General features: G+C 38.9%; 10 protein-coding genes. All 10 read left to right on the forward strand.

Annotated features, from left to right (window positions below; all coding sequences use genetic code 11):
• Window positions 1–195: 195 nt before the first annotated feature.
• Window positions 196–1,962, forward strand: coding sequence for a biosynthetic-type acetolactate synthase large subunit (gene ilvB / locus ACQKIM_RS09890; protein WP_427542716.1), 1,767 nt, complete (start codon window positions 196–198; stop codon window positions 1,960–1,962).
• The gene (ilvN, locus tag ACQKIM_RS09895) at window positions 1,959–2,474 is read left to right on the forward strand and encodes an acetolactate synthase small subunit (RefSeq protein ID WP_427542719.1); all 516 of its coding nucleotides are present in this window, start codon (window positions 1,959–1,961) and stop codon (window positions 2,472–2,474) included. The genes ilvB and ilvN overlap by 4 nt, the downstream gene beginning before the upstream one ends.
• Window positions 2,475–2,571: 97 nt before the next feature.
• On the forward strand, window positions 2,572–3,606 hold the full coding sequence (gene ilvC / locus ACQKIM_RS09900; protein ID WP_427542722.1) for a ketol-acid reductoisomerase: 1,035 nt from the start codon (window positions 2,572–2,574) through the stop codon (window positions 3,604–3,606).
• Entirely contained in the window at window positions 3,593–5,131 is a 1,539-nt protein-coding gene (locus tag ACQKIM_RS09905) for a 2-isopropylmalate synthase (RefSeq protein ID WP_427542725.1), read from the forward strand. The genes ilvC and ACQKIM_RS09905 overlap by 14 nt, the downstream gene beginning before the upstream one ends.
• A 174-nt stretch (window positions 5,132–5,305) precedes the next feature.
• Window positions 5,306–6,406, forward strand: a complete 1,101-nt coding sequence (gene leuB / locus ACQKIM_RS09910) for a 3-isopropylmalate dehydrogenase (protein ID WP_427542728.1) — start codon at window positions 5,306–5,308, stop codon at window positions 6,404–6,406.
• A 16-nt stretch (window positions 6,407–6,422) separates the two neighbouring features.
• On the forward strand, window positions 6,423–7,832 hold the full coding sequence (gene leuC / locus ACQKIM_RS09915; protein WP_427542731.1) for a 3-isopropylmalate dehydratase large subunit: 1,410 nt from the start codon (window positions 6,423–6,425) through the stop codon (window positions 7,830–7,832).
• A gap of 30 nt (window positions 7,833–7,862) precedes the next feature.
• Window positions 7,863–8,453: a 3-isopropylmalate dehydratase small subunit gene (gene leuD, locus ACQKIM_RS09920; RefSeq protein ID WP_427542734.1), complete on the forward strand. Its 591-nt coding sequence runs from the start codon at window positions 7,863–7,865 to the stop codon at window positions 8,451–8,453.
• A 365-nt stretch (window positions 8,454–8,818) separates the two neighbouring features.
• A complete protein-coding gene (rbsK, locus tag ACQKIM_RS09925) occupies window positions 8,819–9,700 on the forward strand; it encodes a ribokinase (protein WP_427542737.1) in 882 nt (293 codons plus the stop codon).
• Between the two features lie 204 nt (window positions 9,701–9,904).
• Complete coding sequence (locus ACQKIM_RS09930; RefSeq protein WP_427542739.1) at window positions 9,905–11,755, forward strand: dynamin family protein; 1,851 nt, start codon at window positions 9,905–9,907, stop codon at window positions 11,753–11,755.
• 975 nt (window positions 11,756–12,730) lie between these two features.
• Window positions 12,731–13,951: an RtcB family protein gene (locus ACQKIM_RS09935; RefSeq protein WP_427542742.1), complete on the forward strand. Its 1,221-nt coding sequence runs from the start codon at window positions 12,731–12,733 to the stop codon at window positions 13,949–13,951.
• Window positions 13,952–13,953: the final 2 nt, after the last annotated feature.

Genomic DNA, 13,953 nt, shown 5'->3' on the forward strand with positions numbered 1-13,953 from the left:
GGGTGGTACCATGGAAAGTCTTTTTCATCCCTACGTAAGGTAGTTCTTTGCGTGTGGAGAAAAAGGCTTTTTATTATTTTTGTCGACGTTTCAGAAGATCTCTTACTTTTTTAGGAGACCTTCAGCCAGTTATACTTCACTGATGCGCATCGCTAATGTGAAATTGAATGAATTAAGAAGAAGGAGGCATATTTGATGAGTGCGAATGTTTCAATCAATGAAAAAGAAGAATTAGCAACAACAGCAAAGGCTGAACAAACCTATCAAGCGAAAGATGGTGCTGACGTATTAGTGCAAGCATTGCATGATCAAGGTGTCGAAATTATTTTCGGTTATCCAGGTGGAGCTGTTCTACAAATTTATGATGCAATGTATAAAAATCCAATTCGTCATATTTTAACTAGACATGAACAAGGTGCAATCCATGCAGCAGAGGGATATGCACGGGTTTCCAATAAACCAGGTGTTGTCATTGCCACTAGTGGACCAGGAGCAACAAATCTAGTTACAGGTATTGCTGATGCCATGATTGACTCGATTCCGTTAGTTGTTTTTACAGGTCAAGTGGCCACATCTGTCATTGGTACAGATGCATTCCAAGAAGCTGATATCATGGGAATTACAACGCCAATTACAAAGCATAACTACCAGGTACAGGATGTCAACGATATTCCGCGTATTGTACAAGAGGCTTTCCATATCGCAAACACAGGCAGAAAAGGTCCTGTAGTAGTGGATTTCCCAAAAAACGTGTCTCAAATGCTGTTTGATGTGGAAAATCCTCCACAAGCTCCAAATGAAATTTATTTACCAGGTTATCAACCAACCTATAAGCCGAACTATTTACAAATACAAAAAGCGATTCAGGCAATTTCATTAGCAAAGAATCCCCTTATTTTAGCTGGTGCTGGCGTTCTCTTTGCGGATGCACGTGAAGAATTAACAACATTTGCTGAAAAATACCGTATTCCAGTAACTAACACGCTTTTAGGGCTTGGCTCTATTCATGGAGAACATGAATTATTTATCGGAATGGCTGGTATGCATGGTACTGTTACTGCGAATACAGCTATTACAAAATCTGATTTATTAGTAAATATTGGTGCCCGTTTTGATGATCGCCTAACTGGGAATTTAGCAACATTTGCACCAAATGCAACAATCATACACATTGATATTGATCCAGCAGAAATCGGGAAAAATGTACCAACTGATATTCCAATTGTGGCAGATGCAAAAGAAGCATTAAAAGCATTGTTGAAAAAGGATTTTGAGGGTCCTGATACAGCAGAATGGTTGGCATACTTAAGAAATAATGCTAATGAATACCCTCTGTGGTATTGTAAAGATTCTGAAGAAAAGGAAGTTTTACCACAGGAAGCATTAGAGCTTGTGCATAAAATTACAGAAGGCGATGCAATTGTTACAACGGATGTTGGGCAGCATCAAATGTGGGCTGCACAATATTATCGCTTAAATAATGATCATGGATGGGTAACGTCTGGTGGACTTGGTACGATGGGCTTCGGCTTCCCAGCTGCAATTGGAGCCCAGTTTGCGAAGCCAGACAAAAAGGTCGTTTCTATTGTAGGGGATGCAGGATTCCAAATGACTGCACAAGAGCTATCCCTACTAAAAGAATTCAACCTACCAGTAAAAGTGGTTATTTTAAATAACAGCTGTCTTGGAATGGTACGCCAATGGCAACAAACATTCTATGAGGAACGCTATTCATCTTCATTAATGCCAATCCAACCAGACTTTGTTAAATTAGCTGATGCATATGGTATTAAGGGCTATCGTATTAACACAATCGATGAAGCAGAAAGCATTTTCCGTGAGGCCCTTCTTTCAGATGATCCAGTATTGATTGATTGTCGTGTTAAACAGCTTGAATGTGTTTATCCTATGGTAGCACCTGGTAAAGGCTTGCACGAAATGATTGGGGTGAAAAAGAATTGAAACGAGTAATTACAGTAACAGTGATTAACCAAAGTGGCGTATTAAACCGTGTAACAGGCTTGCTGATGAAACGTCAATTCAATATTGAATCCATTACAGTTGGTCATACAGAGCAGCCTAACTTCTCAAAAATGACATTTGTTGTACATGTAGAAGATGAGAGTAAGATTGAACAGTTGGTGAAGCAGTTATCAAAACAAATTGATGTATTAAAGGTCAATGATATAACAGATAAATCAATCGTGTTACGTGAGTTAGCGCTTGTCAAAGTTATTTCACCACCAAATTTACGACTGGAAATGAATTCAATTGTTGAACCATTCCGTCCACAAATTATTGATACAGCGAAAAACGTTGTCACATATCAAGTTGTAGGACATCCAGAAAAGATTGATGCCTTTATAGAGCTCATTCGACCATATGGTATTAAAGAATTAACACGCACAGGAGCAACTGCCTCTGTTCGAGAAACACAAAAAATTTCAAATCCACAGCTCTCTATTTTAAAATAGTTTGCATATAAAATTGATCGCTTTAGATGCATAGCACAATCCAGTAATGTGCATTTAAAGTCAAAATTTAAACCCACAATTTAGGAGGAAACAAACAATGACTACTATGTACTATGAACAAAACATCAACGAGGAAGTATTAAAAGGAAAAAAAATCGCAATTATCGGATACGGCTCACAAGGACATGCACACGCTCTTAACCTAAAAGAATCAGGTTTTGATGTAGTAGTAGGTGTTCGTCCAGGTGGATCTTTTGATGCAGCTAAGGCTGATGGATTAGACGTTAAAACTGTTGCAGAGGCAGCACAAGAAGCAGATGTTATCCAAATCTTACTTCCAGATGAGCGCCAAAAAGCTGTCTATGAGGCTGAAATTGCTCCACATCTTGAAGCGGGGAAAGCACTTATGTTTGCACACGGCTTCAATATTCATTTCGGACAAATTACACCACCAGCAGATGTCGATGTATTCTTAGTGGCACCAAAAGGTCCAGGACACTTAGTACGTCGTCAATACCAAGCAGGTGCAGGTGTACCAGGCTTATTCGCAATCCATCAAGATGCAACAGGTCAAGCAAAAGACTTAGCTCTAGCATACGGAAAAGGAATTGGCTCAGCTCGCGGTGGTCTGCTTGAAACTACATTCAAAGAGGAAACTGAAACAGACCTATTCGGTGAACAAGCAGTACTTTGTGGTGGTGCTACACAATTAGTAAGAGCAGGTTTTGAAACATTAGTTGAAGCTGGTTACCAACCAGAACTAGCATACTTTGAAACACTTCACGAATTAAAATTAATTGTTGACCTTATGTTTGAAGGCGGTATGGCAACAATGCGTTACTCAGTATCAGATACAGCTGAGTGGGGTGACTATGTTGCAGGACCACGTATTATCGACGAATCTGTAAAAGGTCGTATGAAAGAAGTATTAACAGATATCCAAGATGGTACGTTTGCTCGCCGTTGGATTCAAGAAAACGAAAACGGTCGTCCTGAATATACAAAATTCAAAGAAGCAGGTGCAAACCACCAAATCGAAGAAGTTGGTGCTAAATTACGTGCTATGATGCCATTCATCAACGAAGGGAAAGAAAAAGTTGTGAGAGAAGTGGCTACAAGTGCGAAAAATTGATATTTTTGATACAACTCTTCGCGACGGCGAACAATCTGCTGGTATTAATTTAAATACAGCAGAAAAGATTGAAATCGCCAAGCAACTAGAGCGTCTAGGGGTGACAATTATTGAAGCAGGTTTTCCTGCTTCGTCACCTGGTGACTTTGATGCGGTAAATCGCATTGCAGGCACCGTGAAAAACTCCATCGTTACAGGTTTAGCTCGCTGTGTCCAAAAGGATATCGACACAACATGGGATGCGATTAAAGTAGCCGAGCAGCCACATATCCATATTTTCCTTGCAACCTCACCAATTCATATGGAATATAAGCTAAAAAAATCACCGGATCAAGTGGTGGAACAGGCGGTTGAAGCTGTAAAATACGCAAAAAAATTCTTTCCGCTCGTACAGTGGTCTGCAGAAGATGCATTCCGCTCAGATCGTGAGTTTCTAGTCCGTATTATCAATGAGGTGGTTGCAGCGGGAGCGACAACAATTAACGTGCCTGACACAGTGGGGTATGCATCTCCACAAGAATATGGTGCATTATTTAAATTTCTCCTTGAAAATGTGAAAGGTGCTGAAACAGTAAAATTCTCTGCACATTGTCACGATGATTTAGGTATGGCGACTGCAAATACGATCGCTGCTATTGAAAATGGGGCCTCTCAGGTTGAGGGTACGATTAACGGTATAGGAGAGCGTGCTGGAAATGTCGCACTTGAAGAAATTGCAGTTGCTCTTCATATCCGTAAAGATATCTTTCCCATAGAAACAGGCATTCAATTACAAGAAATTAAACGCACATCTCAATTAGTCAGTAAATTGACGAATGTGGTTATTCAACCGAATAAAGCGATTGTAGGTAAAAATGCATTTGCACACGAATCTGGTATCCATCAAGATGGTGTGTTAAAGAATCCAGAAACGTATGAAATTATTTCACCTGCTCTTATTGGTGAAGGTGAGGTACCTCTTGTTTTAGGAAAGCACTCAGGTCGCGCGGCATTCCGTGATCGCGCGGAAACAATGGGCTTCAATCTTTCGGATGATAAATTAAACAAAGCGTTTACTGAATTTAAGAAACTTGCTGATCGTAAAAAAGAAATTACGGAAGAGGACTTATTAACTCTTTTAACAGAACAACAAGTTCAATTAGAAAATGTACCACTCTTTGAATTAAAGATGGTACAGGTACAATATGGTACAGAAAATATTCCAACTGCAACAGCGATCGTGCACACACCTGAAGGGGTTGAAAAGACGGTTGTTGCAACAGGTTCAGGCTCGGTGGAAGCAATCTTCAATACGCTTGAACAACTTGTACAGGGACATATTCATGTTATTGATTACCGTGTAAAATCTGTTGGCAAGGGGCGCGATGCACTAGGTGAAGCCGTCATTAATATTCGTTATGATGATGTGTCGACAACTGGCAGAAATTCCTCACAGGATGTATTAGAAGCTTCCGCAAAAGCTTATCTAAATGCTATTAATCGTCATTTAATTCAGGCAAGTTTACGTGCACAACCTGTTAGTTAAGCATTAAGCCTCTGGTGAATGTCACAGATCAGTAATAGTGAATGGACTTCGTAACATTCACAAACAAAAGGCAATTATGCCATGGTGTAATTTGATGGCTCTCATCTATACATGTAGGTGAGAGTCTTTACTAAAATAGTGTATCTACGCTATACAAAGAAAGGTGTTTTGACGATGGAGAAAAAGATTACAGTACTTCCTGGTGACGGAATTGGGCCAGAGGTTGTTGCTTCTGCTGTACGTGTATTGCAAGTAATTGGAAAACGTTTCAACCATAAATTCCATTTAGGTTATGCAACAATCGGAGGCGCTGCCATCGACCAACACAATAATCCACTACCAGATGAGACAATTGAAATGTGTGAAAACAGTGATGCTATTTTACTTGGGGCTGTAGGTGGTCCAAAATGGGATAATAATCCACCTGAATTACGTCCAGAAAAAGGTTTATTGCGTATTCGCAAGCATTTTGATTTATTTGCAAATCTACGTCCAGTAAAGGCGTTCCCGAGTTTACTTGATGCTTCACCATTAAAGCGTGAAGTTGCCGAAAACGTCGATTTAATGATTGTACGTGAATTAACAGGTGGCGTATACTTCGGGGAACCACGTATGCGTACTGAAAATGGCGCAATTGATACAACTGTTTATTCAACTGCTGAGGTTGAACGAATTGTTGAAAATGCCTTTGAATTAGCACGCTTACGTGGAGGCAAATTATGTTCTGTCGATAAAGCAAATGTGCTTGAAACTAGTCGACTGTGGCGAGAAGTAGTCGAAGCGAAGAAAAAAGAGTATCCAGACGTACAGGTTGAGCACAATTTAGTCGATTCGGTGGCGATGAAATTAATTACAAATCCAGGTCACTATGATGTGGTCGTTACTGAAAATATGTTTGGTGATATTTTAAGTGATGAAGCATCTGTTATTACAGGTTCTTTAGGAGTATTACCATCGGCATCCATTCGTGGCGATAATTTCGGTCTATATGAACCAGTACATGGCTCAGCACCAGAAATTGCCGGCCAAGGTGTAGCAAATCCAGCAGCAACTATTCTTTCTGTTGCGATGATGTTGCAATATTCATTTGGCTTAAAAGAAGAAGCTGCAGAAATTGAACGTGCAGTCAGTGCAGTATTTGATGATGGTTATTTCACAGCAGATCTTGCTCGTGATGGTGACCGTATTCTATCTACAAATGAATGGACAGATAAAGTAATTAACGAGATTGATACTAGCTTTGTTTCAGAAAGCATTATGACAACATACATTTAAGAAATAGGTGAAGACAATGGGCAAAAATATAATTGAAAAGATTTGGGATAAACATGTTGTTTATCAGGAAGAGGGCAAACCTGACCTGTTATATATTGATCTTCATTTAATTCATGAAGTTACTTCTCCGCAGGCTTTTGAAGGTCTACGTATGAACGGACGTAAGGTGCGTCGTCCAGATTTAAGCTTTGCAACAATGGATCATAACGTGCCAACTAAAAATCTACCGACAATCAATGACCCGATTGCGCGTAATCAAATAGAAACTTTGGCTAAAAATGCTGAAGAATTCGGTGTGGAGCTAGCTGGAATGGGGCATCCTGATCAGGGAATTGTTCATGTTATTGGACCAGAACTAGGCTTAACACAGCCTGGTAAAACAATAGTTTGTGGTGATTCCCATACGTCCACACATGGTGCCTTTGGAGCTATTGCCTTTGGTATTGGTACGTCTGAGGTAGAGCATGTACTTTCAACACAAACACTTTGGCAAAACAAACCAAGAACAATGGAAATTCGTGTAGAAGGCGAGTTGCCTGTAGGTGTAGCTGCAAAAGATATTATTCTAGCAATTATTGCTAAATTCGGTATCGGGGTTGGTACTGGACATATTGTGGAATTCACTGGAGAGGCTATCCACAAACTATCAATGGAAGAACGTATGACGATTTGTAACATGTCAATTGAAGCAGGTGCAAAGGCTGGTCTTATTTCACCTGACCAAATTACTGTGGACTATATACGTGATCGTAAATATGCACCACAAGGCGAAAAATTTGATGAAGCAGCAGCCTATTGGGTAAGCCTTGCTTCTGATGAGGATGCAACATATGATACAGTTCGTATCATTAAAGCAGAGGAGATTGAGCCAATCATTACTTGGGGAACAAATCCTTCGATGGGTACAGGTGTCTCAGGAACTGTTCCAACACAAGCGGATTACGAGGATGAATCAGATAAAGCTGCACTTAGTAAAGCCCTTACCTACATGGGCTTAGAAGAAGGTCAACCATTAACATCCATCGATATCCAACATGTATTTATCGGCTCTTGTACAAACTCACGTATCAGTGATTTACGTGCAGCAGCAAGTGTCATCCAAGGACGAATGGTGCATGAAAATGTCACAGCAATCGTTGTGCCAGGCTCCCATTCTACGAAAAAACAAGCTGAGGCAGAGGGGTTAGATAAAATCTTTACAGAAGCAGGCTTTGAATGGCGTGAATCAGGTTGCTCCATGTGCTTAGCTATGAATGATGATGTCGTTCCTGCTGGTGAACGCTGTGCATCTACATCCAACCGTAACTTTGAAGGGCGCCAGGGAGCGGGTTCTCGTACACATCTTGTATCACCACCAATGGCAGCAGCCGCAGCTATAGCTGGACATTTTGTGGATGTACGTGAATTTGTAAAGGAAACGGTGTAAGTTTGTTTTACACGGAAGGGATGATTGAACATGGAACCAATTAATATCGTGAAGAGTGTCATAACACCACTAGATCATAAAAACGTAGATACAGATCAAATTATTTCCAAAGAGTTTTTAAAACGAATTGAACGCACAGGCTTTGGAGAATTTTTATTTTACCATTGGCGTTTTGACGCACAGGGTAATGAAATTTCAGATTTTGTGTTAAATAAACCTGAATTTAAAAACTCTAAAATTTTAGTAGCACAAGATAACTTTGGATGTGGTTCTTCTCGTGAACATGCTCCATGGGCTATCCTAGATTATGGCTTCAATGTTGTTATCGCACCATCATTTGCAGATATTTTCCATAATAATTGCTTTAAAAATGGCATTTTACCAATTAAGCTAACAGAAGCAGAATGTGATGAAATTTTAGCAAAGGGCCTTAATAAACCTTACACGATGGAAGTCAATCTGGAAGCTCAAACAGTAACGGGTGAAGATGGAAACGTTTATAAGTTTAACATCGATTCTTATTATAAAGAAACTTTACTTAATGGCTGGGATGAAATTGCTCTAACGATTAAATACGAGGAACAAATCGCTGCTTACGAAGCAAAACGTATTGCATTTTAATAGATAAATACTTTTTCTAAGACTGAAGGCAAGGTTATAATTGTCTTCAGTTTTTTGTTGTACTTAAAAAAATTGTAAGCTCTCTTTAAATGGTGGATGCTGAATACTCGGGTAGGGGAGAAAATCGCTCAGGTAGCAGGAGGAACTGCTCGGGTAGTAAAGAAAACCGCTCAGGTACCAAGAAGAACTGCTCGGGTAGTAGAGAAACCCGCTCAGATAACAGGAGAACTGCTCAGGTAGTAGAGGAACGCGCTCAGGTACCAGAAAGAACCGCTCAGGTTACGTTTATGTCAAATGATTAATTTATCCTTGTTCCAGTCATATTTTCTTCGATAGAATATAAGCAATGAAAGGTAGTGAAAAAGATGATTACAGTTATAGGAAGTTTAAATATGGATTTGATTGTACAAATGGATACTTTTCCAAAGCAAGGTGAAACAATTTTAGGTTCAGTGTTTCAAACTGCACCAGGAGGTAAGGGAGCCAACCAGGCAATTGCTGCTGCACGACTTGGAAGTGAGGTCACTATGATCGGCTGTGTGGGCGCAGATAGCTTTGGTGATACCTTACAAAAGGTTTTACAGCAAGAGTCTATTCAAACAAAGGCTATTATTAGCACAGCAGTGCCTACTGAAATTGCAAATATATTAATCTATAATCACGATAACCGCATTATTGTAGTGCCTGGTGCTAATTATGAATTAAAGCCTGCACAGATAGAAGCGTCAAAGGAAATCATTCAGCAAAGTCAGATGGTCATTATACAGCTCGAAATCCCCAAAGAAACGGTGGACTATGCTATAAGATTATGCAAGGAATTCCATATACCTGTACTATTAAATCCCGCACCAGCAACTAATTTTGATGTCCAATGGATGGAAGATATTACGTATATTACACCGAATGAAACAGAATGTGCAGAAATTTTTGGCGATGATTTTGACGCTATTTTAGAAAAATATCCAAATAAATTGATTGTTACCTTAGGAAGTGATGGAGCTCGTTATTTTGATGGGGAATACCCGATTCATGTGCCAGGTTATATGACGAAAGCGGTAGATACAACAGGTGCAGGTGATACGTTTAACGGAGCACTTTCCCATGCATTAGTTGAAGGACAATCATTAGATCAGGCTCTCTATTTTGCTAATATTGCAGCCTCTTTATCCGTAGAGAAATTTGGTGCTCAAGGAGGCATGCCGACACTTGGAGAGGTATATGCACGTATGGCTGGATTAGAAGAATAATAGATATGAAATTTATATTTTCAATAAAATTGGTAATAATACATGTAATTGTTACTTGGATATGCATGAAATAATTACTAATTATGACGACTATTGGTGAGTATTTTGTCCTTTTTTGTCAATATTTCTTAGTACTATGTATTAGAAAGGGATTCGTATCATTTATAATGGATTTATAGATACATACGAAAAGAGGTTTTGAGGATGACAAACATTGACAAACTGCCAATCGAAAATACAGCCTCAGCGAATAATATTTTACCACAGCTTGTTGATCGTTTACGACAATTGCATGGCATCATCGTACAGAATACATATGTAAAGGACACAGCTAAGCATCTTAATCGAATTATACAGGATGCTAATAATCAAACGATGATTCTAATTGTGGGGAAAGAGCGTGTTGGCAAAACAACACTTGTGAACGGGCTTTTAGGGCGTCACGTTTTACCTGTGAGTGAACAGCATCCAACTGGTGTAAATACATTTTTGCGATATGGCGAACATGAAGAAATAAGAGCCTATTTTTTAGATGGTGTTGTGGCAATATTTGATATGAGTAAGCTTGAATTACTGACAACTGGTGATACTTTTGCGTCGGAAATATTACGAGAACATTTAGATTACTTGGAGGTATTTCTAAAAAATGATTTATTAAAGTCAGTAACAATTATTGATTCAGTGTCATTGGAAGCTGGCGGCGGGGAAAGAGCCTATTTCTCTGAATCATTGATTAACCGAGTAGATGAAATTTTTTGGATATTACGCTCAGGTTCTATGGCTATTGATGCAGAAATATTATTAATGGAAACATTAAAAAATAAAGGTGTTGAACCACTTTGTGTGATTAATGGTATTGATTCAAATGACGAAACGGAGGAATTTATTCTTTCGGAAAAGGAACGAATTGGTCATTTAGTCAGTGATTTTATTCCTATCTCGGCAACAAATGCATTGATGGCTAAACAAACTAATAATGATGAGTTATGGCAAAAGAGCCGATATGAGCATTTAATTACACAGATTCATCGAGTTGCACAAAATAGTGATAAAAAAACGTATGCAATTTTAATTCGCTTTTTGCAATGGTTAGAACGATTCCGCTTTGAATTAACTGTGATTCCTCAACGTGATCCATTCCAATCTGCTGTTGAGAACATTGAAAAATACGCAGGTGATACTCAATATGAGTTTTCTCGCTATCAACGTGATTTAACGATTGTCACTGAATATGAACAAGAATATGAAGATGTTGCCAATGTATTTAAAAACGTTCAGACATTATACCAGCTTTTACAAACCATTTCTCAACATGATTATTTGCAGGACAATATTGTAGAAGGCTTTACAGAAAAGGCTATACACTATCAGCAAGTGTTACGAGAATATCGCAATATGTATAGCGAATATAAACGTGAATATGATCGATTGGATGCACAGCATAAAAAAATTCATGGGAAAGGGCTGATGAAAGCAATTTTTGGTCAGCATACACAAAATGAATTTTTCAAGGAACGGGTTAATAAGCTAAATGAGCAGCAGGCTGTTTGTATTGAACAGTTTGAGAAAGTACAGGAAGCAGAGGCAATAATGCTTCAAGCTATTCAGCCTATCCAAGGTTATCTCATGAATTTAACAAAAAAGCGTTTGCTACGTATTGAGAAAAAGGTGCAAGAGCTCAATCAACAACGTTCAAAAGAAAAACGCCAATTAAAATTATATGCCAATAAATTAAATGAATTTTCTTGTTTAATCGAAGCACAGGGCTATATCAAAGATAACATTCAGCCGTTTTTATTAAACGGACAAATGCCACTTAAAGCAAAAGACCTTGAAATGCTAAAAGAAACGATCCACAATATTATGAGCATTGATTTATCCTATAATGGTATTCTTGCACGTAGCCAGATGAATAATAAAATGGAAAGTATTGCAATTCCTTTTGATGTTCAAGACAAATATCCAATTTATACATTAAGCTTAATAGAAACAGATGTAAAATCAAATGATATTCCAGATATACCGAAAAAATTAGATATTCATTATGAAGAGTAAGATGCTACAAAAAAGTTCTAAAAGTTGACAATACTTTTAGAACTTTTCATAGTGTTGAAAAACTAAATGGTCAAGGGACTCTTTGTGAATACTACTAAGTCAAATGAAGGTGATTTCCGTTCCAGGCTACTCGCTTTGCCGCTGACGCTTCGCTTTCGCGCAGAGCAAGGCTTCCAGTGGGCGAGCGACGAGCCGCTTCCTGCGCTGGAGGAACGAAGACTAAGTGCGTCACGTCCTGTGACAACGCCTTCGTGACCAACATCGTGTTGGCCTCAGTTTCTCGTCTGTCTCGCTATCCCACGGGAGTCGAGTAGCCTTGCACTCCAATCAACAATAGTGTAGAACTTTAAATATTTTCTTCCTTCAAAAGTAAAAGTATGTTAATCACCCTCATTAAATGGATATAATGGCGCAATTCTATAGTTGTTGCCCTACACTTTATGTATTGAATCACTTTGTTGCTTTACATAAAGCCACTTATTGCTGTCACTCTGTTATCTCATAGAAAATTGTTTTCAAAGCTCCACTATTGCGCAAAATAATATTGGTTAAGACTTCATTTTATCACTACACATTTATGTGAAATGCCAATAGAAAATACGATGAGCGACGGTTGATTGGAGTGTAGACTGAGTGACTCCTCGGGGATTCAGCGTCACAGATGAGACCCTGGAGCGAGCAGATTAGGGGAACGAAGGCTAAAACCGTCACGTCCTGTGACAACGCCTTCGTGACCAACCTCCTGTTGCCCCAAGCGGCTCATCGGACGCCCCCAGGAAAGCACTCAGTCGGAACGGAGATCAACCCCTCGTTTTGAAAAAGGGTTATACTTTTTAATTTGTCACCTTGATGTCATTGACATAATAGTATTTCAACAACATGAAAAGTTCTAAAAGTTGACAATACTTTTAGAACTTTTATTCATTTGAAACAAATGATGGTATTTTTACGTATAGTTAGGGAGGAGGGATTTTTATGATTACTGTTAACGGACGTTTTACAGAAGCAAAAATTTATGCTAAAACGGCACTGCCATCAGCCATTGATCAAATTCAAGAATTAACAGATCAGGCATTTATGGCAGGCACAAAAATACGGATTATGCCTGATTATCATGCAGGTAAGGGGTGTGTGATTGGCACAACGATTCAGCTTCAAGATCGTGTAGTCCCAAATCTTGTCGGTGTTGATGTCGGCTGTGGTGTTTTTGTAGCGGAATTGAATAAGTCGGCAATTGATTTTGCCAAGCTGGATGCAATTATCCGAGATTTTGTACCTAGTGGGCAGGACGTTCATTCTGAAGTTTCACCTAAACGCCAATTTGTGGAATTTGAAGGAAATCAATTTAGGGCGAGCGGTATAAAGGATGAGTATACCAATCTATCCTTAGGCACACTTGGAGGGGGAAATCATTTTATAGAATTGTCAAAAGATGTAAATAATGTACATTATTTACTAATTCATACTGGCTCCCGATATGTTGGCGCCAAAGTTGCTAGCTGGCACCAAAAGAGAGCCTACGAAACGTTGCGTCGAGAAGATTTAACAGTAAAGATTGAGGAGCTGAAATCACAGGGGCGTCAAAAAGAAATTCAAGCAATGATAAAGACCTTTAAAGAACAAAACCCTTTAGTTCCCAAAGACTTAGCTTATTTAGAAGGCGAGTATTTCCATGATTATATGCATGATATGAAAATCGCGCAGCAATATGCTCGAATGAATCGATGGATCATTGCTGAAACAATTGCTCAGCATATGGGCTGGGATTTTAACGAAACCTTCGATACTATTCACAACTATATTGATACAGATACTATGACGTTGCGAAAAGGAGCAGTTCGTGCCAATAAAGGAGAAAAATTGGTCATTCCTATGAATATGAGAGACGGCTCGTTGATTTGTGTGGGAAAAGGCAATGAAGATTGGAATTTCTCAGCGCCACATGGGGCAGGGCGAATGTACTCTAGAAGAGCTGCCAAGGCGGCATTAAATATGGATGATTTTAAAGAAACAATGCAAGGTATATGGACAACATCTGTAAATGAGGAAACATTAGATGAGGCTCCTATGGCCTATAAACCAATGATAGAGATTACATCTGCCATTGAAGAAACGGTAGATATCATCAAAATTATTAAACCTGTTTATAATTTTAAAGCGAGTGAGGCAGCAATGCCTTATGACCGAAAAAAATAAAT

The sequence above is a fragment of the Lysinibacillus sp. NPDC047702 genome (assembly GCF_050272555.1).
GTDB lineage: Bacteria > Bacillota > Bacilli > Bacillales_A > Planococcaceae > Lysinibacillus.

Excerpts from the sequence above, each read along its gene's own strand:
- ilvB (WP_427542716.1), top strand. The coding sequence starts at position 196 with ATGAGTGCGAATGTTTCAATCAATGAAAAAGAAGAATTAGCAACAACA.
- ilvC (WP_427542722.1), top strand. The coding sequence starts at position 2,572 with ATGACTACTATGTACTATGAACAAAACATCAACGAGGAAGTATTAAAA.
- leuB (WP_427542728.1), top strand. The coding sequence starts at position 5,306 with ATGGAGAAAAAGATTACAGTACTTCCTGGTGACGGAATTGGGCCAGAG.
- leuC (WP_427542731.1), top strand. The coding sequence starts at position 6,423 with ATGGGCAAAAATATAATTGAAAAGATTTGGGATAAACATGTTGTTTAT.
- leuD (WP_427542734.1), top strand. The coding sequence starts at position 7,863 with ATGGAACCAATTAATATCGTGAAGAGTGTCATAACACCACTAGATCAT.
- rbsK (WP_427542737.1), top strand. The coding sequence starts at position 8,819 with ATGATTACAGTTATAGGAAGTTTAAATATGGATTTGATTGTACAAATG.
- ACQKIM_RS09930 (WP_427542739.1), top strand. The coding sequence starts at position 9,905 with ATGACAAACATTGACAAACTGCCAATCGAAAATACAGCCTCAGCGAAT.
- ACQKIM_RS09935 (WP_427542742.1), top strand. The coding sequence starts at position 12,731 with ATGATTACTGTTAACGGACGTTTTACAGAAGCAAAAATTTATGCTAAA.